The sequence below is a fragment of the Vibrio sp. 2017_1457_13 genome, from assembly GCF_030851525.1.
GTDB lineage: Bacteria > Pseudomonadota > Gammaproteobacteria > Enterobacterales > Vibrionaceae > Vibrio > Vibrio metschnikovii.
This window is the reverse complement of sequence record NZ_VHTA01000006.1, coordinates 118,468-141,291: the sequence shown is the minus strand read 5'-3', so window position 1 is coordinate 141,291 and position 22,824 is coordinate 118,468. Positions and strand designations below refer to the sequence as shown.

General features: G+C 45.0%; 25 protein-coding genes. 12 read left to right on the top strand and 13 right to left on the bottom strand.

The genetic code is table 11. The annotated features are described in order from the left end of the window. Window positions 1-247: 247 nt before the first annotated feature. Genes FKN88_RS09980 through FKN88_RS09965 form a run of 4 tightly spaced genes read left to right on the top strand, consistent with a single transcriptional unit; the run spans window position 248 to window position 2,689 of the window. Entirely contained in the window at window positions 248-616 is a 369-nt protein-coding gene (locus FKN88_RS09980) for an ArsC family reductase (RefSeq protein WP_154170421.1), read from the top strand. Beyond that, on the top strand, window positions 613-1,749 hold the full coding sequence (gene dapE / locus FKN88_RS09975; protein WP_154170419.1) for a succinyl-diaminopimelate desuccinylase: 1,137 nt from the start codon (window positions 613-615) through the stop codon (window positions 1,747-1,749). The genes FKN88_RS09980 and dapE overlap by 4 nt, the downstream gene beginning before the upstream one ends. Beyond that, complete coding sequence (locus tag FKN88_RS09970) at window positions 1,749-2,420, top strand: M15 family metallopeptidase (RefSeq protein ID WP_306687518.1); 672 nt, start codon at window positions 1,749-1,751, stop codon at window positions 2,418-2,420. The genes dapE and FKN88_RS09970 overlap by 1 nt, the downstream gene beginning before the upstream one ends. 11 nt (window positions 2,421-2,431) lie before the next feature. Further along, window positions 2,432-2,689 (top strand): DUF2897 family protein, encoded by a 258-nt coding sequence (locus tag FKN88_RS09965; protein WP_040904127.1) that lies wholly within the window; start codon window positions 2,432-2,434, stop codon window positions 2,687-2,689. Between the two features lie 37 nt (window positions 2,690-2,726). Here the strand turns inward: FKN88_RS09965 and bamC are convergent, their stop codons facing one another. Next, window positions 2,727-3,743, bottom strand: coding sequence for an outer membrane protein assembly factor BamC (bamC, locus tag FKN88_RS09960; RefSeq protein WP_158138781.1), 1,017 nt, complete (start codon window positions 3,741-3,743; stop codon window positions 2,727-2,729). A gap of 42 nt (window positions 3,744-3,785) precedes the next feature. Beyond that, the gene (gene dapA, locus FKN88_RS09955) at window positions 3,786-4,664 is read right to left on the bottom strand and encodes a 4-hydroxy-tetrahydrodipicolinate synthase (RefSeq protein WP_004394742.1); all 879 of its coding nucleotides are present in this window, start codon (window positions 4,662-4,664) and stop codon (window positions 3,786-3,788) included. Between the two features lie 422 nt (window positions 4,665-5,086). Between dapA and FKN88_RS09950 the strand changes: the two genes are divergently transcribed. Together FKN88_RS09950 and bcp are read left to right on the top strand one after the other, a co-directional pair. After that, complete coding sequence (locus tag FKN88_RS09950; RefSeq protein ID WP_040904125.1) at window positions 5,087-5,629, top strand: glycine cleavage system protein R; 543 nt, start codon at window positions 5,087-5,089, stop codon at window positions 5,627-5,629. Window positions 5,630-5,645: 16 nt separating this feature from the next. Beyond that, window positions 5,646-6,113, top strand: a complete 468-nt coding sequence (gene bcp, locus FKN88_RS09945) for a thioredoxin-dependent thiol peroxidase (protein WP_154170415.1) — start codon at window positions 5,646-5,648, stop codon at window positions 6,111-6,113. 91 nt (window positions 6,114-6,204) lie between these two features. Here the strand turns inward: bcp and FKN88_RS09940 are convergent, their stop codons facing one another. The 3 genes from FKN88_RS09940 to FKN88_RS09930 all read right to left on the bottom strand — a co-directional run bounded on the left by FKN88_RS09940 (window position 6,205) and on the right by FKN88_RS09930 (window position 9,605). Next, window positions 6,205-8,076: a methyl-accepting chemotaxis protein gene (locus FKN88_RS09940; protein ID WP_154170413.1), complete on the bottom strand. Its 1,872-nt coding sequence runs from the start codon at window positions 8,074-8,076 to the stop codon at window positions 6,205-6,207. A 229-nt stretch (window positions 8,077-8,305) separates the two neighbouring features. Beyond that, window positions 8,306-9,379 (bottom strand): AI-2E family transporter, encoded by a 1,074-nt coding sequence (locus tag FKN88_RS09935; RefSeq protein WP_004394738.1) that lies wholly within the window; start codon window positions 9,377-9,379, stop codon window positions 8,306-8,308. Continuing rightward, window positions 9,372-9,605 carry a hypothetical protein gene (locus FKN88_RS09930; RefSeq protein WP_040904123.1) on the bottom strand — a complete coding sequence of 78 codons (234 nt, stop codon included), beginning with the start codon at window positions 9,603-9,605 and terminating at the stop codon, window positions 9,372-9,374. The genes FKN88_RS09935 and FKN88_RS09930 overlap by 8 nt, the downstream gene beginning before the upstream one ends. A gap of 222 nt (window positions 9,606-9,827) precedes the next feature. On the opposite strand from FKN88_RS09930, the gene FKN88_RS09925 reads away from it, so the two are divergent. The 3 genes from FKN88_RS09925 to wrbA all read left to right on the top strand — a co-directional run bounded on the left by FKN88_RS09925 (window position 9,828) and on the right by wrbA (window position 12,412). Next, a complete protein-coding gene (locus tag FKN88_RS09925) occupies window positions 9,828-11,294 on the top strand; it encodes a M48 family metallopeptidase (RefSeq protein WP_154170744.1) in 1,467 nt (488 codons plus the stop codon). A 189-nt stretch (window positions 11,295-11,483) separates the two neighbouring features. After that, a complete protein-coding gene (gene arsC / locus FKN88_RS09920) occupies window positions 11,484-11,834 on the top strand; it encodes an arsenate reductase (glutaredoxin) (protein WP_004394736.1) in 351 nt (116 codons plus the stop codon). Continuing rightward, window positions 11,831-12,412 (top strand): NAD(P)H:quinone oxidoreductase, encoded by a 582-nt coding sequence (gene wrbA / locus FKN88_RS09915; RefSeq protein WP_154170411.1) that lies wholly within the window; start codon window positions 11,831-11,833, stop codon window positions 12,410-12,412. The genes arsC and wrbA overlap by 4 nt, the downstream gene beginning before the upstream one ends. A 126-nt stretch (window positions 12,413-12,538) precedes the next feature. Here wrbA and FKN88_RS09910 read toward each other — a convergent pair whose 3' ends face one another. Further along, complete coding sequence (locus FKN88_RS09910; RefSeq protein ID WP_170904290.1) at window positions 12,539-13,651, bottom strand: DUF2066 domain-containing protein; 1,113 nt, start codon at window positions 13,649-13,651, stop codon at window positions 12,539-12,541. 251 nt (window positions 13,652-13,902) lie between these two features. On the opposite strand from FKN88_RS09910, the gene FKN88_RS09905 reads away from it, so the two are divergent. Continuing rightward, window positions 13,903-15,147 carry a uracil-xanthine permease family protein gene (locus tag FKN88_RS09905; RefSeq protein ID WP_004394733.1) on the top strand — a complete coding sequence of 415 codons (1,245 nt, stop codon included), beginning with the start codon at window positions 13,903-13,905 and terminating at the stop codon, window positions 15,145-15,147. A gap of 138 nt (window positions 15,148-15,285) precedes the next feature. On the opposite strand, the gene ybaK is transcribed toward FKN88_RS09905, so the two are convergent. The 7 genes from ybaK to hemA all read right to left on the bottom strand — a co-directional run bounded on the left by ybaK (window position 15,286) and on the right by hemA (window position 21,174). After that, the gene (gene ybaK / locus FKN88_RS09900; protein ID WP_004394732.1) at window positions 15,286-15,759 is read right to left on the bottom strand and encodes a Cys-tRNA(Pro) deacylase; all 474 of its coding nucleotides are present in this window, start codon (window positions 15,757-15,759) and stop codon (window positions 15,286-15,288) included. A gap of 79 nt (window positions 15,760-15,838) precedes the next feature. Next, window positions 15,839-16,690 carry a 3-deoxy-8-phosphooctulonate synthase gene (gene kdsA / locus FKN88_RS09895; protein WP_004394731.1) on the bottom strand — a complete coding sequence of 284 codons (852 nt, stop codon included), beginning with the start codon at window positions 16,688-16,690 and terminating at the stop codon, window positions 15,839-15,841. A 22-nt stretch (window positions 16,691-16,712) separates the two neighbouring features. Continuing rightward, window positions 16,713-17,522, bottom strand: a complete 810-nt coding sequence (locus FKN88_RS09890; protein ID WP_004394730.1) for a SirB1 family protein — start codon at window positions 17,520-17,522, stop codon at window positions 16,713-16,715. Window positions 17,523-17,543: 21 nt separating this feature from the next. Next, on the bottom strand, window positions 17,544-17,927 hold the full coding sequence (locus FKN88_RS09885) for a SirB2 family protein (RefSeq protein WP_040904120.1): 384 nt from the start codon (window positions 17,925-17,927) through the stop codon (window positions 17,544-17,546). A 10-nt stretch (window positions 17,928-17,937) separates the two neighbouring features. Further along, on the bottom strand, window positions 17,938-18,786 hold the full coding sequence (prmC, locus tag FKN88_RS09880; protein WP_306687519.1) for a peptide chain release factor N(5)-glutamine methyltransferase: 849 nt from the start codon (window positions 18,784-18,786) through the stop codon (window positions 17,938-17,940). Between the two features lie 7 nt (window positions 18,787-18,793). Further along, on the bottom strand, window positions 18,794-19,882 hold the full coding sequence (gene prfA, locus FKN88_RS09875) for a peptide chain release factor 1 (RefSeq protein ID WP_154170407.1): 1,089 nt from the start codon (window positions 19,880-19,882) through the stop codon (window positions 18,794-18,796). A 35-nt stretch (window positions 19,883-19,917) separates the two neighbouring features. Then, the gene (gene hemA, locus FKN88_RS09870) at window positions 19,918-21,174 is read right to left on the bottom strand and encodes a glutamyl-tRNA reductase (protein WP_004394726.1); all 1,257 of its coding nucleotides are present in this window, start codon (window positions 21,172-21,174) and stop codon (window positions 19,918-19,920) included. 160 nt (window positions 21,175-21,334) lie between these two features. Here hemA and lolB point away from each other — a divergent pair, with 160 nt between their 5' ends. Together lolB and ispE are read left to right on the top strand one after the other, a co-directional pair. Further along, window positions 21,335-21,949 (top strand): lipoprotein insertase outer membrane protein LolB, encoded by a 615-nt coding sequence (gene lolB, locus FKN88_RS09865; protein WP_154170743.1) that lies wholly within the window; start codon window positions 21,335-21,337, stop codon window positions 21,947-21,949. Next, entirely contained in the window at window positions 21,946-22,818 is an 873-nt protein-coding gene (gene ispE, locus FKN88_RS09860; RefSeq protein WP_154170405.1) for a 4-(cytidine 5'-diphospho)-2-C-methyl-D-erythritol kinase, read from the top strand. The genes lolB and ispE overlap by 4 nt, the downstream gene beginning before the upstream one ends. Window positions 22,819-22,824: the final 6 nt, after the last annotated feature.

The window sequence follows — 22,824 nt, the reverse complement described above, 5'->3', positions numbered from 1 at the left end:
GATGTTGCGTTCGATCAATAACAAGCCAATCGGTGGTGCTACCGAACCACTTTCTTATCCTTAACCTGTCATCCGTATGTTTTTTTGTACATGCACAGCCAAATCATCTTAACAATAGCAAACCGCCAAATAGGTTTTTTTGTCACCGCTTACGCTTCCTGTTAGGATTTAGACACTGAATTCACCCCTATTGTTAACGGGCCAATAATCACAATAAATTGGCACCAGAGCGAGGAAAAGGAATCTTATGCTTATTACTCTTTACGGCATCCCCAACTGTGACACCATCAAAAAAGCGCGAAAATGGTTAGACGCCAAAGGGGTCGAATATCAATTTCATGATTACCGAAAAGATGGTATTACTGCTGAGTTAGTGAATGAGTTTTTTCAAGCACTCGGTTGGCAGAATGTGATCAATAAACGGGGAACGACTTATCGCCAATTGAGCCCACAGCAAAAAGAGAACCTCAATGAAACGACCGCTCTCCCTTTGTTGCTTGACCAACCAGCGATGATTAAACGCCCTATTTTACGTATCGAGAAGTTACTCTATGTCGGTTTTAGTACCGATGATTACGCTACTCTTTTTCCATCACTACAAGGACAACAAGGATGATAGATAGCCCCGTACTCGCGCTGGCAAAAGATTTGATTAGTCGCGAATCCGTCACCCCAAATGATGCAGGTTGCCAACAGGTGATGATTGAACGTCTTACCGCGCTGGGCTTTAATATTGAGCCGATGATCTTCGAAGATACGACCAACTTTTGGGCTCGTAAAGGAACCGAAGGTCCTTTGTTTGTGTTTGCAGGTCATACCGATGTAGTCCCAGCAGGACCTCTTTTTCAGTGGCACACACCGCCCTTTGAACCAACCGTCATTGATGGCTATCTGCATGGTCGTGGTGCCGCGGATATGAAAGGCTCATTAGCTTGCATGATAGTGGCGGTGGAACGCTTTTTAGCGAAACATCCCAATCACAAGGGTTCCATCGGTTTTTTAATTACCTCTGATGAAGAAGGCCCTTTTATTAACGGGACCACTAAAGTGGTTGATACGTTAATGGCTCGCAATGAGCTGATTGATATGTGCATTGTCGGCGAACCTTCTAGTACCTTAAAGGTCGGCGATGTTGTTAAAAATGGGCGTCGTGGTTCGATCACCGGTGATCTGACCATTAAAGGAACACAAGGCCATGTTGCTTACCCTCATTTAGCCAATAACCCCGTACATCAAGCGCTACCCGCTTTAGCGGAACTCGCGGCAACCACGTGGGATAACGGCAATGCTTACTTTCCGCCAACTAGCTTCCAAATCCCGAACTTGCAAGCAGGAACGGGCGCGTCAAATGTGATACCTGGCGAATTTAGCGTGCAATTTAATTTCCGATTTAGTACCGAATTGACCGAGCAAGAGATCAAACGCCGCGTTCACTCGGTATTGGATGCTCATGGTTTAGACTATGAGCTAAAATGGACATTGAGTGGCGATCCTTTTCTGACTGATGCCGGCTCGCTACTTGATGCGGTTGTTTGCGCCGTCCAAGAGGTCAATCATCAACAGCCCCAGTTATTAACCACTGGAGGCACTTCTGATGGCCGCTTTATTGCTAAAATGGGCGCACAGGTCGTCGAGTTAGGACCTGTCAATGCCACCATTCATAAAGTCAATGAATGTGTCAGCATCGCAGATTTAGAAAAACTCACGGACATGTATCAAAACGTGCTGGAGCACCTTTTCGGCCAATGATGTCACCTGAACAATTAACCGGAAAAACCGACGATCACCTCAATGCGGTGATCGTTGGCCAAAAAAACTTTTGGGTTCACCCAGAGGTAAGCCAAGATCTGCTTGCTTTAAAACAAGCGGCCGATTCAGCTGGATTTAATTTTAATATCGCCAGCGGCTTTCGATCTTTTGCACGTCAGCAGAGTATATGGAATCGTAAAATGAGGGGCGAACTCGCGATCTTAGATGAAGCAAGTCAGCCTATTGATACCGCTCATTACTCAGAAGAACAACGAGTATGGGCTATTTTACGTTGGTCAGCGTTACCTGGCGCAAGTCGCCATCACTGGGGAACCGATTTTGACGTTTTTGATCGTCATGGATTACCAACCGGAGAGTCATTACAGCTAGAGCCTTGGGAATATTTGCAGGCTCATCAACACCCTTTCTATTTATGGTTAAAAGCACATATCGAACCGTTTAGATTTTTTTTCCCTTACCAACAGAATGGTATCGGGGTCGCCTTTGAACCTTGGCATATTAGTCACCGACTGACCGCTGAAAGGTGCTTAACACAATTAACCCTTGACGTACTCGCCGAACAATTAGCACCAGAACAGCTATTAGGCAAACAAACCGTATTACAAAACCTAGAGACGATCTACAATCAGTACATCATCAATATTGCATAGGCAGGACGGATATGGACTTTTTATTCAACCCATGGGTGATTTCAATTGCTGCCATGAGCCTGATTATTGGTAATTTAGCGGCGCTCAAATACCTATCCAAAATCAAATTCCAACCCATGAGCAAAAAAAAGGACTTTGAAAAGCTCAGCGAGCTAGACAAAAAACTGCAATCGATGACTGCCGAACTTGATTCCTCAGAACCGACGCCATCAGAGCAGGAAACAGAAAAAAAAGAACAAGCTAAAAAAGAGAGGGATACTGATCATTAGTATCCCTCATCGCTATAATTGGTTACTTAGTATCAAACTATTTCTCTGCAATCGCAGCCAGTACCGGAGCCATCTCTTTCAGTAGCTCTTCCTCAACAGGTTTACCTGCCGAGTTGGTTACGTTGACTGACGTTCGGTTGCCTAAATCACCAAATAAGAAGGTATAAGTGCCCGCTCTTAGATTCATTGGCTTGACACCAATGTGATTCCAAAATTGATCATCGGGGGACGCGTACTTCGCTTTGATGGTGCCCTGTGACTGATTACGCTCTTCAATAGTAAAGCCCATCTCAGGTAATAAAGTCGGTAAACGCTGCCATAACACATCATAAGGCGTACGAGCAATGATCACCGGTAAACCACTACGGTCGGAGCCCATCGTGATGGGTATCTGCTTGACTAATTCTTGCGCTCGACGCGTCGCTTCTTCTCGTACTTGCTGATCATAACGGCTGGTGACTAAATTAGTCATAAAAGCGTTATAACGTTCTTTATTGCTTGCGGTCACCGGCATTGACTTGCCATCTTCCCGCCAATCTATCAGGGAAATTTTAAAACCAAAGCGATTATTAGCCTCAACGCGAGTTAACTCATAGCGGCTACCAAGCGTGGTGTCCTCATCTTCAGAGACCCAATTAATCCAACTGGTTTCGACACGATTATCGCTCTGCTCTACCGCGCCAATGCCTCGCTCTTCCATCATGGTTAATGCCGTTTGCCATACTCTATCGGCTTCATCTTGACGAATCATCCACAACGTCACTTCACCATTTTGCCGTTCCGCACGAGCGCCAGGAATTAACTCAAGAATTTGTTGAGGTGGACGAATATCCACTTTCCGGCCAATTTTTCCAGGAAATTGTCCTTCGGGAATCGTATAGTTAGGGTAAAACTGAGGTACCGCACCTTCAGGTAATACCCAAGGCGTTAATGGTTTGGTCTCTAAGTAGGCAAAATCATTTTTTGCTTGACGCCGCTGTGCCGGACTACTTGAACAAGCACTCAACACCAATACAGCCAGCGAACCAACAACCAGCTGGTGGGATAACTTCATTGAAACTCCTAAGTTGCTGAGAAGAGACTCAGCCGTAAAACGTTATAGAATACAAGCTTCTGTCATAGCTTGGGCAACGAACGGGCGAGCAGATTCTGAAAGCTCAGTCAAAGGCAAACGTAAATGACCGTGTGCAATTAAACCCAATTTATGGGCGGCCCACTTCACCGGAATGGGGCTAGACTCAACAAATAACCCCTTATGAAGAGGCATTAAACGTTGATTGATGACCTCCGCTTCCGCAAACTGACCGGAAAGCGCAAGTGACATCATTTGAGCCATATCTGCAGCGGCAATATTATTGGTAACCGAGATAACTCCTTTACCACCCAGTTTAACAAACTCAAGCCCAGTCGCGTCATCGCCACTCAGCAAAATAAACTGGTCACCGCACAACTCACGATGCAACGCAATACGACTTAAATCACCCGTTGCGTCTTTGAGTGCAACAATATTTTTTAGTTCCGCTAAACGAGCAACCGTTTCTGGTTTTAAGTCAACAGCCGTTCGGCTCGGCACGTTATAAAGAATAACCGGAATGTCAGTTTCTTGACTGATCGCTTTATAGTGCTGAAATAGCCCCTCTTGAGTCGGTTTATTATAATAAGGAGTGACACTCAGATAACCCGCGATTCCAGTATTATTCAGTAAACGACTAAACGTCACGGATTCATGAGTCGCATTGGCACCAGTTCCAGCAATGACTGGTATACGCCCAGCAGAAAACTCGACCGTTTTCGCCACGACTTTGACATGTTCTTCTACCGAAAGGGTCGATGACTCACCAGTAGTACCCACAGAAACAATCGCGTCGGTTCCTGCTGCGACATGATAATCGACTAATTTTTGTAAACTAACGTAGTCTACTTCACCGTCATGGTCGAAAGGCGTAATTAACGCGACGATACTTCCTGAAAACATGTCTATCTCCCTAAATTGATAACTTTTGCATGGTACTGCATGGCACTTAAAAAACACAAGGGGGGAAATCTGCTTAAATGACACCTAACCGTGAATATTTATCAAATCTTATACCAGCGCCACTGAACCTTACTTGATCTTAGTTGGGTTATATACCTAAACGACTTAGCGTTGCAAGTGGGCGGTCAATGAATGATCTCTATACGCAAAGCAAACGATATGGTTATGGCTAAGCAAACGTCGAGAATGCCATGACAGCGTCGGATAGGCATGATCTACACCGGTTTCACCTACTTGTTGTCAAACTTAAGTAAGAAGGTTATCAGCCATGATTGACTCATGATCATTCACCGGATGTACGATTTTTATATCGCTTATTAACTGTGTTAACATCAATGAAAACATTCAACTCAAGTGGCCTTATGATTCAACATCTCGTGATAACCGCTATAGGCTCTGACCGTGCGGGTATTTGTAACCAAGTTATCCAGCTGGTGACTCAAGCTGGTGGTAATATTATTGATAGCCGGATTGCTTTATTTGGCAATGAATTTACTTTAATTATGTTGGTCTCTGGCAATACAAATAGTATTACTCGTATCGAAAGCACCCTTCCGTTGCTCGGACAGCAACACGATCTTATCACAATGATGAAACGAACCTCTCCGCATCATCAGCCACATTATGCTTATAGCGTTGAAGTATATGTCGAATCTGACGATAAACTTGGCTTAACTGAAAAATTCACTCATTTTTTTGCCGAACGGCATATCGGCATGGCTTCATTGAGTGCACAAACGATTCACAAATCAAAGCTCAGCACAGAGCATGACCAATTTCATATCGCGATTACTGCTCAGGTCAATGCCGACTATAATCTTATGCAATTACAAGAAGAGTTTGCTGCACTCTGTCATCAACTGGCTGTACGTGGCTCGCTCAATTTCATAAAAAACAGTCAATAAAAGGAAAAGAATCACCATGACTCCTCTACACGTAGGTTCAACGGCACCGACGCTGACTCGCCTTGATCAACACGGTAATCCCATCTCACTGGCTGACTTTTCAGGAAAAAAAGTACTGCTGTATTTTTATCCAAAAGCCATGACTCCAGGTTGTACCGTACAAGCTCAAGGTTTACGTGATATTCAAGCAGAACTTGCCGCACACAATGTGGTGGTACTTGGTGTCAGCGTTGACCCTGTGGCTCGGTTAGGTAAGTTTATCGAGCGTGATAAGCTTAACTTCACGTTATTATCCGATGAAGATCATCAGTTAGCGGATCAATTTGGCGTTTGGGGGGAGAAAAAATTCATGGGTAAAACTTACGATGGCCTGCATCGGATCAGTTTTTTAATTGATGAACAAGGTAAAGTTGCTCATGTGTTTGATAAGTTTAAAACCAAAGATCATCATCAGGTGGTTCTTAACTACTTAAACCAGCACTAACCCTACCTGCAAACTCTCCTCGGCAACGAAAAAAACCGCCCCGTTATTAACGAAGCGGTTTTTTATTACGACTGACTATCGATAAACGATATCAGACAATAAATTTACCTAAAATGGCGTCTTGCTCACGCACGTTCTCAGCTTGAACTTGCATGGCAATATTTGCTTCTTCTGCCGAGTCAGAAACTTGGGTTGATAAATCTTTTATCTTCACCGTATTGCTGTTAATTTCTTCGGCCACCAAACTTTGCTGCTCTGCGGCAGAAGCGATTTGTAAGTTCATGTCACTGATTTGCTGAATGGCATGACGGATACGCTGTAATGCACCATCGGCTAACTGTGCTTTGGCAACGACATCTATCGCGGTATCTTTACTCTCTTTCATTGCTTTCGAGACCGAGCTAGAGCCGATTTGCAGTTGCTCAATCATACCGCGAATTTCAGTGGTCGATTGCTGAGTTCGTTGCGCTAAGGTACGTACCTCATCAGCAACAACCGCAAAACCACGTCCCGACTCACCCGCTCGCGCCGCTTCAATGGCCGCGTTCAGTGCTAATAGATTGGTTTGATCCGCAATATCGTTAATGACTTTTAAAATCGTTTCAATATTAGCCGTTGCCGACTCCAAACCTTGAACTTCTTTAACGGCCATTTCAATGTGCGCGGATAACTTATCAATCGATTGCGTCGTCACACTCACAACTTGCGATCCCTCAATGGTTGCTTCATCCGCTTCTTTTGCGGCAGAGGCGGCCCCTTGAGCGTTATTGGCGACTTCCGTCGCGGTTACTGACATTTCATGCATCGCTGTCGCTAATTGCTCAAGCTCTTGTAACTGAGAACGCATCGCTGAAGATGAACCTTCAACGCTCATAATGGTTAATTCAGCACCACGCATGATCTCCTCACCAATCGCTTTCGATTGTTTGATTTGCGTTTGTAACGTCTCAGTGAAGGTATTAAAGCCGTGAGCAAGCTCTGCGAACTCTTGATCGGTATTGGTATCTAGACGCTTAGTTAAATCACCTTGTCCTGAAGCGACATCTTTTATTGCTTGATTAAGCACACTCAGCGGGCGCATTAATACATTAATTAGTAAGGTTAAACCTATAATACTGACAATCACCCCAATCAAAGTATAAATAATCGAGCTATTGCGTAATTTAGTCAGAGCAACGAATGCGAGCGACTCATCAATCACCGCCCCCACATACCAATTTTCGCTGGGTACATGACTAAAATACACCAAATGTGACTGACCATTAATATCAACCTGTTTTAGTCCCTCTTTTAATTGAACATCGGGCAAATAAGCGGTCAATTTCTGACCGTTATACCGAGTCTCAGGGTGAGCAATAGTTGAGCCATCGGCAGTCACAATAAACAGGTAACCCGCATCAAACAGGTTGATCCGATTGACCATTTCCGCTAATTGAGTGAGCTCTAAATCATAAAACATCGCGCCGATAAAGCGTCCGGCATGGCGTACAGGCGTACCAATAGAAATGATAATGTTATTGGTCGATGCGTCAGCATAAGGCGCAGTCACGACGAGTGAATTCTGAGCTTTAGCGCCGATATACCATGGGCGACGTCTTGGATCGTAATCACTCCCTGGCTCCCAGCCATCGTCATTTTCGACCATTGAACCATCAGATTCATACCCTAAGCCAATGGATAAAAAACTACCTTTGAGCGTTGGCTTTTCTAGCACATTGGTTACATATTGACGATTTAAAGGTTCAAGTTCTAAGGTTTCGGTGATGGTTTTGGCCATTCCCTTCTTACTGCCCATATCTAAGGTAATGGTGTTTTTTACCCCTGCAACCATCTCTTTTAAACTGCTGTGCACCAATGCTTGAACTTCTGAGCGAACCGTCGTCAACTGTTGCACAGACAATGAAACGACGATGACCAACAATAATGCAGATGAAGCTGCCACAATTTTTTGACTAAATTTCATAATTTCCCTCTACTAATCTTCCTAATGTTATTTTTATTTTTTATTCGGGCGAAGTTGGCCTTAATCACTGTATCGCCAAGTTCAATCAAAACTTAAACGAGGATATTAAGAGTGTAAGCAAAAGTTAACGCTTTTGCCGCAACGACAACATAAACAGCGCTTAATTATCTTTAAACAAAAAGCCTCATTAACGACAATGAGGCTTTGCAATCAGATAACGAGTAAACACTTAACTATCAATCGAGACCGTTTCATCATCATTACTGGGTAGAGCATGCCACACGGCTTTGACTAATGTGGCCAGAGGAATAGCAAAAAAGACGCCCCAAAAACCCCATAATCCGCCAAAAACTAAAACCGCAATGATGATGGCAACCGGATGCAAATTGACCGCTTCAGAAAATAGAATCGGCACCAGCACGTTGCCATCTAAAATTTGAATAATAAAATACGCAATCAACAAGGTATAATATTGAGGCGTTAATCCCCATTGAAACAAACCAACAATTGCGACTGGAATAGTGACTGCCGCAGCACCGATATAAGGGATCAGAACCGAGAAACCAACCGCAACAGCTAACAGAGCAGAATAACGTAAATCCAAAATCGCAAACGTCACATAACTCACGCCACCGACGATGAGAATCTCCAACACTTTACCACGAATATAATTAGAAATTTGTTGATTCATTTCTAACCATACCTTAGTCGCCAAACGTCGATTTCGAGGTAGAACGCCGCTGGCAATCGACATCATTTCTTGTTTATCTTTAAGTAAAAAGAACACCAACATCGGCACTAAAATCAAATATACCGCGAGCGTTGCTAAGCTAACTAATGACGCTAATGACCCTTTGACTACCGACTCTCCCATGCTTAGCGCTTTATTTTTTGCATTATTAACTAATGACTCAATGATTTGTAAGTTGGCCAGTTCTGGGTAGCGCTCCGGTAAACTGGCAATAAAGTTTTGCAAATCGTTATACATATTAGGAATATCATTAATTAAATTAATGACTTGCTGCCAAATGGTCGGAACAATACCAAATAACGCAACTAACATGAGTCCAAGAAACAATGACACGATGACCAAAACCGATAAGGTTCTCGGAATTCCTAAACGGCATAGCTGGGTTACTGGCCACTCAAGCAAATAGGCTAAAACAATCGCAACCAATAATGGGGCGATCAAATGACCAAAAAAATAGATGATGATAAAACCAAAAAATAAGATAGCGACCAAACTAACCGCATGAGGATCGGAGAATCGTCTTTGATACCAACGATTGAGCATTTCAAACATCGAGCGGGCTCCCCTTAACAATAGAACGAGAAAAATAACGATTATTTGGCAAATTCATGTGCTGAACAGCAATGGTATTGAGATAATATGGAGCATCAACCGTATCTTGCCTGCCAATCAGAATAGTGTGATTTTTTCTATCATCAAGCGTTAAGATGTGACGGTTTGCAAGTAATAATGTCATAGGACAGCACGACTTAGGTAAATCAACAATCTTGGGTTCCATTTTAGGGTTCAATCCTTAATATAGACTCAAACTACTGATGGATGGAGCGGTCAGCCTCATAATCACTATTGAGAAGAAACCGCAACACAGTGTGTAAAATAAATCAGCCTCAATCATACCACTGCCGGAGTGAGTAAACGAGATGACTTTCTGCGGTGTAGGAAACCAATGGCATCGCACAGTGTCTTAGAGAAAGATAAGCTTGGAGCATTACCTATCACTATGAAAATAAAACGTTCTCTTGTTTACCTCTGCCTCGCGGCAACCTTAAGTCCACTTTCTGGCGCATATGCGAATCGTTTTGAGAGTGATAGCATAGAACTGCCCGATATTGGTACCGTGGCAGGCTCAACATTAACAATTGATCAAGAGCTTATCTATGGTGATGCGTATATGCGCATGTTACGTAACAGCCGTCCGATCATCAACGACCCGGTTATCAATGAGTATATTGATGCGCTAGGTTATCGCTTGGTCGCTAACTCAGATGATGTCAAAACGCCGTTTACCTTCTTTATGATCCGCGATCGTAATATTAATGCTTTCGCGTTTTTCGGTGGTTATATTGCGCTGCATTCTGGTCTACTACTGCATGCTCAATCAGAAAGTGAGCTCGCGTCGGTCATGGCGCATGAAATTGCTCACGTCACTCAACGTCATTTAGCGCGTAGTATGGAAGAGCAAGCTCGTCGCTCCCCAGCCACAATTGCCGCTTTAGCTGGCTCACTGCTATTAGCCATCGCAGCGCCTCAAGCGGGAATTGCAGCGATCACCGCGACGACAGCTGGCAGTATGCAAAGCCAAATTAACTACACGCGCAGTAATGAAAAAGAAGCGGATCGTTTTGGGATTGCGACTTTAGCTAAAGCTGGGTTTGATGTGCATGCCATGCCACGCTTTTTTGGTCGTCTTGCTGACGAATATCGTTATGCCAGTACGCCGCCACCGATGCTCCTCACCCACCCTTTACCCGAAGATCGTATTACAGATAGTCGTTCTCGAGCACAACAATTTCCTAGTGTTAGCGTTGCTCCATCTCTGAATTATCATTTAACGCGCTCGCGAGTTGTCGCTCGTTATGCAGGAATCAACAGTGAAGCCGCATTAGATTGGTTTAAGCGTAACCAAAGAAAAGCTGATCCGGGTATGGCCGCCGCCTTTGATTATGGTAAAGCTCTCGTTTATCTTGATACTAAGCAATACGACGAAGCCGAAAGTCGCTTGAAAAAGTTGCTACAAAGCCATCCTGATAATAATTTTTATCTCGATGCGATGAGTGACCTTTTGGTTGATACTGAACGCGCCACAGAAGCACAATCCATGCTGGCTCAAGCACTGCAACGAAAACCCAATAATCCCGTATTGGTGATAAACTACGCCAATGTCTTGATCAAAGATGAAAAATTTTCAGAAGCCATTCGTATTTTACAACGCTACACCCATGAGCGTCCCAATGACGTCAATGGATGGCATTTGTTAGCAGAAGCGAATAGCCGAAGCGGTAATAGCGCGGAAGATTTGGCAGCCAGGGCTGAAATTTTTGCCTTAGGCGCAAACTGGAATAAAGCGATTCAGTTTTATACCCAAGCCAGTCAACTTGCTCCTTTGGGTAGTTTGCAACAAGCTCGCTATGATGCACGACTCGATCAACTCATGGTACAAAGAGAACGATTTTTAGCCCTACGATAAACCTAGCGACTCAAGGCGATTGTTAGCCAACAATGACTGGGAGTGATTGATGATTGGTAAGCGAGTGTAACCCTAATCATATCGACAGACTATGTGATTGGGGAAAATGACGCAGCCAATACCACAACCTCGTCACTCGCGGAACAATAAGCAACTTAAATAATAAACCATCTTTATTAAGGAGAGAGGATGTCCGTTACCATTTATCACAATCCACGCTGCTCTAAAAGCCGCGAAACGTTAGCGCTATTAGAAGCACGTAACCTGCAGCTGAACATTATCCACTATTTACAAACCCCATTGACCATTGAACAACTCAAAGCCATTCATGAAAAGTTACCTCATAGTCAGGTTCGAGACATGATGCGTTGTAAAGAAGCCTTATATAAAACCCTGAATTTAGCCGATCCTACCCTCTCTGACGAGGCGTTATTTTCAGCCATGGTAGAACACCCCATTCTGATCGAACGCCCGATTGTGATTGCCAATCAACAAGCGCGTCTCGGTCGTCCACCAGAACAGGTACTGGATATTTTATGACTCGTCTGATCGTTCTGTACTACAGCCGTCACGGAAGTACCCGCAGCTTGGCTCGGCATATTGCCCGAGGTATTGAGTCGGTCTCTGGATGTGAGGCAATTTTACGTACTGTTCCTGAGCTAGAACCTGCGCAAGGAAACGTGAGTGATCCTTACTTAACCTTCGATGAGTTAGAACAGTGTCATGGCTTAGCCGTCGGTAGCCCCGTTTGGTTCGGAAATATGGCGGCACCATTAAAACATTTTTGGGATCAAACCACCCCACTATGGGTAAAAGGTTCGTTAATTGATAAACCAGCCTGCGTATTTACTAGCTCGGCAACATTACATGGCGGACAAGAGACGACTCAACAGACCATGATGCTACCTTTGCTGCACCATGGCATGTTGATTATGGGGATTCCTTATTCAGAACCCAAGCTGCATACCACTCGATCTGGTGGCACCCCTTACGGCGCCAGTCATGTGGCTGACTCTGCAAATAGCACCTTAACCCATGATGAGAGTGAATTAGCCCAACGTCTTGGTCAACGCCTTGCTCAACTCGCCGTTGCCTTAAACGAGGGTGATAATCATTAATTGAAAACGTGAGTCCCAACCTCTAAAAAGGGCTGGGACAAGTCAATTAAATCGGTGGGAGGGATTTTGTCTGACTTTACCGATTAACATCTTCAGCAACCATCAATCCCCTTAAACAGGGGGAAGTTAATCTTGCCAAGAGAAATAAAGCTGGGTTCTTTTAGGTGGTGTCACCACCGGTCGCTTATCCTCTGGTTCACGATATTCTTTCTCCTGTTCTTGCTCAATATTTTCACGCTCAACGAGTTTCGGTACCGCTCTCTGCGTTACTTGGCGCAGACGAAGCACTTCCTGAGCGAAATCAGCTTCGCTAGCTAATAAATGCACATTGAAGATAACTTCATCCCCTCGAATACTCACAATATCCAAAGAGGCGACTGAGCTTAAGCGTCTCACGCTCTCCTCCAAGGTAAAGAAAGCCTGAGCATTATTAATCGGTTTAAATGCCGCCCACAGCGTTTGTGAAGACTCGCTACCCACTAACACCGCACTTTTTTTAGCGTAGTGATTAGCCAATACATCGATGAATGTGTTCATTGCCTCCTCGCCAGAAGTCTGACCACTGACTGGGACTTTAGGAGAGGTTAGCATCTGTTCGGCGGATTGATCGTACAACGCCCAACGCAAAGTGGAACCTTGAGCTCGTAGCACTAAAATGGCATCGCTGGTATAGCGTTGACTCGCCGTCGCAATTGACTCCGTAAAGCCGCCCCAAAGATCGGAGCTTTGAATACTCGTCACATCCTCAAAATCACCGACAGGAAAAGTAAGCGGTAAACCACGTTGCTCAGCCTGCATTTTTAATTGCGATACAACGTCGGTTTGTGAATGCTCCCAAATGATACGCCGCTCATAGTCAGATTCTTCTACCAACCACACTAAAATATTGGCCCGGTCTTCTGGCCAGAATGCTAAATGCGCTTGAGTTAACAGAGCTCGGATGCGTGGTCCACTAAAGGCAATTCTTAATGTTCTTTGATCATTGAGTTGTCCATAGCTGATCTGATTCGCGTATTGAGCACTTTGACGCAGCGCTTTACTGACAACGTCATTGTTCAATGAGTCCTGACTCCCCGTGGCTCGAACAATCACCTCTTGCATGGCACGAATTCGAGCTTCAGCTTCTGGGTTATTGTGCTGCTCGTCGATCACAACTTCAGCTTGGTACAGATTGATTTTGGTTAACGCCAATACTGGCAGACTGATTAACCCCATCAACAACAAAACGAAATAGCGCATACGGTTACCATAGATTCCAAGTGAGCATTGATGATAAGCAACTATCTAGGTCGGGGCAAGGCGCAGTACCAGAGCCAGTGTCAATTTTCCGCAGTTTTTCCTACCTGATTCCTACCTCATCAGTCGTAACGCCAAACCTTTTCAGCTTATTAATGATCAGAAACCAGAAAAAGTTTGATCCATAACCCATAGCAATCGTTTGCAAAGATGATAGAATCCCGCGAATTTTATTTTGCTTCAGGGAAAACACGATGAAAAATGCCATTCAAGGTGCACAAATGTTATTTGTCGCATTTGGTGCTCTGGTTCTGGTTCCATTGCTGACCGGGCTTGATCCTAACGTTGCTCTGTTTGGGGCAGGTGTAGGCACCTTAATCTTCCAAATCATTACTCGCCGCTCTGTACCTATCTTTCTCGCCTCTTCTTTCGCTTTTATTGCTCCCATTATGTATGGCGTACAAACTTGGGGAATTGGGGCAACAATGGGGGGCCTAATGGCCGCAGGCGCAGTCTACGTCTTACTCGGCGCTATCATTAAAGTTCGGGGCGTGGGCTTTGTACATACGCTATTACCCCCCGTGGTCGTTGGGCCGGTTATCATGGTGATTGGATTAGGTCTCGCGCCTACTGCGGTCAATATGGCACTGGGTAGAACGGGTGATGGTTCAGTACAGTTGATTGATGCACAAGCTGCGTTATGGATTTCAGCGATTTCACTACTGGTGACCGTTGGGGTCAGTGTCTTTTCGCGAGGTTTTTTTAAACTCATTCCTATTTGTGCAGGGATTGCCGCCGGTTATAGCGTTTCTCTGTACTTTGGTGTGGTCAGTTTTGTTCCGGTTCAACAAGCCGCGTGGTTGGCATTGCCAAACTTCACCTTTCCTGAATTTAACATTAATGCCATTTTATTTATGATTCCTGTTGCGATTGCTCCAGCCGTTGAGCACGTCGGCGATATGCTCGCAATCTCTAATGTCACCGGAAAAGATTACCTTAAAAAACCGGGCTTACACCGTACCATTGCGGGAGATGGGTTTGCGACCATAGCAGCCAGCATGGTCGGTGCACCACCAAATACAACCTACAGTGAAGTCACTGGCGCGGTAATGCTAACTAAAGCCTTTAACCCGGTGATCATGACTTGGGCGGCAGTAACGGCGATTGTATTAGCCTTGGTCGGTAAGCTTGGAGCGTTGTTACAAACCATTCCAATCCCAGTGATGGGCGGGATTATGATTCTATTATTTGGATCGATAGCCACCGTTGGACTCAATACCTTAATCCGAAACCAAGTCGACTTACACAAATCTCGTAACCTTGTGATTGTCGCTGTCACTCTGGTTTTCGGGATTGGTGGTATGGCGTTTGGCATTGGTGAATTTAGTTTACAAGGTGTGAGTTTGTGTGGAATTGTGGCGATTATTCTCAACTTAGTGTTGCCAAAAGATCTCGGTGAAAACCACGTGGTCGACAACACGCAAATGGATAAGCATTGATCATGTCGCCAAGACGGCGGCCAATTCAAGTGGGAAAATGATCAGTGAAACCCTCGTTTATCCGATGCTCATCAACAAATATCATCAAGATGAACGAGGGCGTCCCACATCGCCACTTGCAACCACAAATCGACAGATTTATTGGCACAAATCAACAAACTGTCCACCAGTGAGCTTAGTGAGATCTTGTGGGCTGAGCTCTATCTCTAAACCACGCTTGCCTGCACTGACACACAAAGTGGTCAATGTCTCGGCACTGCTGTGAATAAAAGTCGGCAAGCGTTTCTTTTGTCCTAACGGACTGATCCCCCCCACCACATAACCCGTGACCTTTTGAGCGATCTCTGGATCGGCCATCTCGGCTTTTTTTGCTTTTGCCGCTTTTGCCGCGAGCTTTAAGTTGAGTTTTTTTTCAACAGGGATCACCGCAACGGCCAAATGCTTAGCTTCGCCATTGAGACAGAATAATAACGTTTTGAATACCGTCGCGGGGTCCTGACCTAACGCTTGCGCAGCTTCTAAACCATAACTCGGATGACTAGGATCATGCTCATAGTGATGAATCGTGTGGGCGATGTGCTTTTTTTTCGCTAAATCAATGGCTGGGGTCATGCTTAACTACTCCTTATTGCCCAAACCAAAACGGGTAAGGAATTATCTTACCCGTTTTTTTAAAGCGCAAGGATTGAACTTAACGGATATCGATCGGTGCAAAGCTCTTAATCAAATCATCCAACGCTTTCATTTGTGCTAAGAAAGGCTCAAGCTTATCCAACGGTAACGCCGAAGGACCATCACATTTCGCTTGATCAGGCGTCGGGTGAGCTTCGATAAATAAACCAGCGATGCCCGTCGCTAAACCAGCTTTAGCCAGTTCCACGGTTTGCTCACGGCGACCACCAGAAGCGGCCCCCAATGGATCGCGCATCTGCAGTGAATGGGTAACATCGAAAATGATTGGACTGCCTTGAGAGGCTTTTTTCATCACGCCAAATCCAAGCATATCGACCACTAAGTTATCGTAACCATGGCAAGCACCACGCTCACATAAAATGACTTGCTCATTGCCACATTCCGCGAACTTTTCAACAATATTGCCTACTTGTCCTGGGCTCATAAACTGCGGTTTTTTAACGTTAATGACTGCGCCCGTTTTTGCCATCGCTTCGACTAAATCCGTTTGACGTGCTAAAAATGCTGGCAACTGAATCACATCAACGACCTCAGAGACTGGCTGAGCCTGCGCTTCGGTGTGTACGTCGGTAATAATTTTCACCCCGAAGGTCTCTTTCAGCTCTTGAAAGATTTTCATGCCCTCTTCCAAACCTGGCCCACGATATGAATGTACCGAGCTACGGTTAGCCTTATCAAACGATGCTTTAAACACGTAAGGAATACCAAGCTTTTCGGTTACTTTGACGTAGTACTCGCAAATTTGCATCGCCAAATCACGAGATTCCAACACATTCATACCAGCAAACAGAGTAAAGGGATGATCATTGGCGACCGGAATATGACCGATATGAACAATTTTTTGTTCCATAGTGAGTTCTCTTAAGTTGTGATTAATGCAGCGTCACTGGATAAACCGTTAGCGCATTCATTTGATTCTTGAGTAACTGCGCTGCGGGATCATCAGGGCAGTGTTCAATAAAATATTGGAAATCGGATAACGCCACCTGATGACAGTCTAACTGCTGATAGATAAAACCACGATCGCGTATTTCATAAGGATCATCAGGGACAAAGGTTAACGCTAAATTGGTGCAGCGCAGCGCCAAAGTATAGCGCTCTTCGCGCAACAAGGCACTTTTCAATAAGGCTAACCAGCGACCAATAATCGTTGGATTATCGGTCGGTTTTAGATGCTCAGCCTGCAAGCGGGCCAAAGGGCCTTTATGACCAACCAACCACGCATTGAGCATGTATTTCGAGACAAACTCGCCGGAAAAAGGATTGAGATACAGCGGAGCTTCATCAGGCCACTGCACTTCAAGTAAAAACTGGGTAGGAAAAGTAATTCCTTGCACGGGAAAATCAAAGCGCCTAGCAAAATAGAGCAGCAACGCTCCAAGACTCACCGGTATTCCCTGACGACGTTCGAGGACTTTATCAATAAAACCGTTACGAGAATGAAAATAGGTTTCTTTATCGCCAACAAAGCCCCATTGATGATAAAAAACATCCAAAAATAGGGCAAAGCGCTGCTTTGTATTTGATTCATCAGCTAAAGCTAACTCAGCTTGATGGTACAGCCTTTGCAATTCAGCGAGAGCCCAATCGACTTTAGTCTCCGGATTGATGGCTTTATTTAATGCCAGCGCACCTTCCACTAAATCCATTGCATCAAAATCTTCATCAAATAAATTCAGCATTGATTTATCGAGTCCATGATATTAACTGAAAAACATCGGTGCTTTAGAAGCCGTCACTTTACCCGCCATGATCAGCCAGCCCATCGCGCCAAGAAAAGCAAACGAGCGTAACAGCTTATTACGACCAAACTTAAGCGCAAAAAAGCCCAAAGCGATATAAGCCAAGACACAAGTAATTTTATCGGTCATCCACGGCGCTGCAGCCGTATAAGGTATAAAGCCAGTGATCACGATAAGCCAAATGCCAGTAACTAATAACAGACTATCGTTAATGTGCGGATAAATTTTCAGAAACTTATGTTGTAGCCAATGGGAATCCATCATCATTAAAATATAACGAACACTCAATAAGAAAGCGCTAGTAGCTATAGTGAAGAGATGGAGTGATTTAAGTACTTCGTACATGTGTTCCTCTTTAAAATCGACATTGACCCAAGGTGACTCGATCGTTACCAGCGTAGTCTTGCTCCGTAACCACTTGCTGATAGCCAAGTTCACTCAGAATAGTTCGCACTGCTTTGCCTTGTTGGTAACCATGTTCAAACAACAGCCAGCCTTGATCGAGTAAATATTCACGCGCCGAAGTCGCGATATGTTTAATATCGGCTAATCCATTATCGCCTGCGACCAGAGCGCTTCTCGGTTCAAAACGAACATCCCCTTGCTGTAAATGGGGATCGTGTTCCTCAATATAAGGCGGGTTAGAAGCAATCAAAGCAAACTTTATACCGTTAGCGAGAGGGGTAAACCAACTGCCTTGCAAAAATGTGACATTGGAGAGCTGTAATCGTTTGCGATTATCCTCGGCAAGCTCAACGGCCTCTGAACGCAGATCGATCCCCAGTACGTGGCGCTGAGGTAGCTCTGAAGCAAGCGCTAATGCGATAGCTCCAGTTCCAGTCCCTAGATCAAGGATATCGCCCTCAATAAGTACGACTTTATCCAGTGCTAATTCAACTAAGCGTTCAGTATCCGGACGAGGTATTAAGGTCGATGGTGCGACTTTTAGGGGCAGCGACCAAAATTCGCGTTCACCAATAATATAAGCGATCGGCTCACCGGCGATACGCCGTGCGAGCAACACCTCGAAAGCAGAAATAGCCTCTGCATCGAGTCTTTTATCTGGCCACGTCAATAAATAGGAGCGCGGTTTTTGTAATACATGGCAAAGCAGCAGCGCGGCATCAAGAGACGGCGAATCGCTGCCGCTCTCGATAAGTTGCCGCTTAGCGTTAGCCAATAAGGCTTGTATCGTCATGATAATGAATGAATTAATGGTTATCAGATAACGCAGCCAGCAGATCCGCTTGATGCTCTTGGACAACAGGATCAATCAAGGCTTGTAAATCGCCTTCCATCACCTCATTGAGACGATAAATGGTGAGGTTAATACGATGATCGGACACTCGACTCTGTGGATAGTTGTAAGTGCGAATGCGATCACTGCGATCGCCTGAGCCAAGTAGATTGCGTCGGGTATCGGAGATTTCCGCCGCACGTTTTTTCTCTTCAGCCTGAACAATCCGAGCGCCAAGCACAGACATCGCTTTAGCTTTGTTCTTATGTTGAGAACGCTCATCCTGACACTCAACCACAATCCCCGTTGGCAAGTGGGTAATTCGAATTGCTGAATCCGTCGTGTTAACGTGCTGGCCACCTGCTCCTGATGAGCGGAAGGTATCAATTTTTAGATCGCTGGCTTTAATTTCAGGAATTTCGGCTTCAGGGATCTCAGGCATCACAGCCACAGTACACGCAGAAGTATGTACACGACCTTGAGATTCGGTCGCGGGAACACGTTGCACTCGGTGACCGCCCGACTCAAATTTCAATACCCCGTAAGCTCCGTCACCATTAACTTTGGCTATCATCTCTTTGTAACCACCATGCTCAGCTTCACTCGCCGACATGACTTCAATCCGCCAGCCTTTTTTCTCAGCAAAACGGCTGTACATCCGGAACAGATCACCAGCAAAAATCCCGGCTTCATCACCACCCGCCCCAGCACGAATTTCTAAGAAACAGTTGCGATCATCATTCGGATCTTTAGGTAACAGAAGAATTTGCAGCTCAGCACTTAAGCGTTCAATTTCCGCTTTGGCCGCTTTCATTTCATCTTGGGCCATTTCGCGCATTTCAGCATCGTCTTCTTTGGTCATCTCTTCTGCGGCCAGCAAATCTTCCTGAGCTTGCTGATAGGCTTGGAAGCATTGGGTGACTTCTTCGAGCTGCGAGTACTCTTTTGAGAGCGATCGAAATTTATTTTGATCACCGATCACGGCAGGATCGCCTAATAAGTGTTGCACTTCTTCGTAGCGCTCCACCAAAGATTCAAGCTTAACTAAAATCGACGCTTTCATAGTTTCTTCTTTAATAAATAAGGATTTACAAATTATTAAAGGTCATCAAGACCCAAACTTTGTCTAATAATTGCCAGTTTTGCTGGCTCCCCTTGCTCGGCTGCCATCTGCAACGCGCGCGTTGGGGTATGGATCAATCTATTGGTGAGTTTATTACTTAATTCGACCAATAACTTTTCCGCATCGCCTCCAGCGGCTAACGCTTGTAAACTTTTACTGAGTAATTCTTCACGGATATTGTTCGCCGATTGACGATAGTCACGAATGCTGTCGACCGCCTGCAGCGAGCGCATCCAACTCATGAATTCTGCGCTTTCTTCGCTGACGATCGCTTCGGCTTGAATCGCCTCAATCTTACGTTGCTCAATATTACTCTCAACAATCGATTGTAAATCATCCACTGAATAGAGATAAGCATCGTCAAGTTCACTGACTTGTGATTCCACATCACGCGGCACGGCAATATCGACTAACAGCATCGGTTGATGACGACGCGCTTTGAGCGCGCTTTCGACCATCCCTTTACCGATGATGGGCAGCGGACTAGCGGTCGAACTAATCACAATATCCGCCTGTGCTAAATAATCTGGAATCTCATTTAAGGTAATCACTTCAGCGTCAAAATTTTGCGCTAATGCCATGGCCCGTTCGCGTGTTCGGTTAGCAACGATCATTCGTTTACAACCATGACCGTCCAAATGTTTAGCGACTAATTCGATGGTCTCTCCTGCCCCAACTAATAGCACCGTAGCCTGCGTTAACGATTCAAAAATATGTTTTGCCAGCGTACAGGCAGCATAAGCAACAGAGACCGCATGACCACCAATGTCGGTTTCAGTCCGCACACGCTTAGCAACCGAAAACGCTTTTTGAAACAACTTATCTAAGGCCGAATCGACCATGCGATTCTCTCGCGAATCCGCATACGCTTGTTTTACTTGACCCAAAATTTGTGGTTCGCCCAGTACTAATGAATCCAATCCACAAGCAACGCGCATCAGATGACGGATTGCCGCTTGCTCTTCATGGACATATAAACTGGGCTTTAAGGTTTCCAGATTGACTTGATGAAACTGAGATAACCACTCTATCAGTTTATTCTTACTTGCCACCTTAACGTCACAATACAGTTCGGTTCGGTTACAGGTTGATAAAATCACACTTCCCTTGACGTAAGGTTGGCCAGATAAATGGCGCAACGCTTCGGACAGTTTATCTGCTCCAAAGGCCACTTTTTCTCGCAACTCAACCGAAGCTGTATTGTGATTGATACCAATAACAAGCAAGGACATGTATTGAGGGTTCTCTGATAAGAAGTGGGTTGAGCGGCGAATTTTACTTGATGCACCTATTTATTGAAAGAGCGATTGGGATTTGTTTTCCCGAGTTCGTGATATCAATGGTATAGTGACGGCTCTTGTGTCCCATAAATGGATAAATAACGAGCATATGATGATATCACCGCCACGTATTTTTCTTATTATTACCTTACTCTTAGGACTATGGGGCTGTAGCAGCATTCCCGACCCCATTAGTGACGTTGAATGGCAATCACACCAAGCTCGCTTAAAGACCATTACGCAGTTTCAACTGGTTGGAAAACTCGCCTATATTGACCCCAATCAGCGTCAATCTCTTAATTTTCAGTGGCAAATTTCACCTCAGCAAACCCAGCTCCGCCTAACGACCTTTTTAGGACAGACGGTATTAAACTTATCGATTGATCAACAAGGAGCGCAAGTCATCACCCATGATGACAACGTCTACCGCGCTGACAGTGCCGAACAATTGATTACCTCTCTGACTGGATTAACGCTCCCTATTGAGCTTTTACAAGCATGGATTGTCGGCTTACCCACTCAAGCCGATCACTTTGAATTAAATTCGAACAATACCTTGGCTAGATTACAAAAAAACCAAGGTTTTTCGCGCTGGACGGTAGATTATCATCGCTACCGCGAATATCTCTGGCAAGATAAACCTCTCCCTCTGCCAGACCGAGTATTACTCACCCAACAGGACACCTCGATTAACCTTGTGATATCTAAATGGACACTCACGCCATGATACAACGACCAACCGTATGGCCATCGCCCGCGAAATTAAATCTGTTTTTGTACATTACCGGACAACGCGCTGATGGTTATCACGACCTGCAAACATTATTTCAATTTATCGATTATGGCGATGAACTGACGATTACCGCGAATCAGACAGGGCAAATCACACTCTCACCGCAACTGCCTGGCGTCGCACTGCAAGATAATCTAATTTACCGTGCGGCTTGCGCCTTACAGCAGCAAACCGAGAGCTCATTCGGCGCAGATATTCAACTAACCAAACGCTTACCAATGGGCGGGGGGATTGGTGGCGGTTCTTCTAATGCGGCAACGGTGTTGGTCGCACTCAATTATTTATGGAGCTGTGGGTTAAGCGATGATCAACTCGCGACGATTGGCCTAACCTTAGGGGCCGATGTTCCAGTTTTTATTCACGGCTTCTCCGCTTTTGCCGAAGGTATTGGAGAAAAGCTCCAACCGGTACAGCCCGAAGAAAAGCATTATCTCGTGATTCGCCCAAATGTGAGTATTGCGACAAAAGTAATTTTTTCTCATCCAAAATTACCGAGAAACACAGCAAAACGTGATATTAATACTCTACTCAATGCGAACTACGAAAACGATTGCGAAAAAATTGTCCGATTGGAGTACCCAGAGGTTGATAAGCAACTTTCATGGCTGCTACAATACGCGCCGTCAAGATTGACCGGGACCGGGTCTTGCGTTTTCGCTGAATTTTCGAGCAAAAAAGAAGCGCAAGCTGTCCTTGCGAAACTCCCAGACACTGTCTCTGCGTTTGTCGCTCAAGGCCGCAACGTTTCACCACTAAAAGAGACACTGGCTGATTACCAATCAGCCGACACCCAACCTAATTAAAAACTG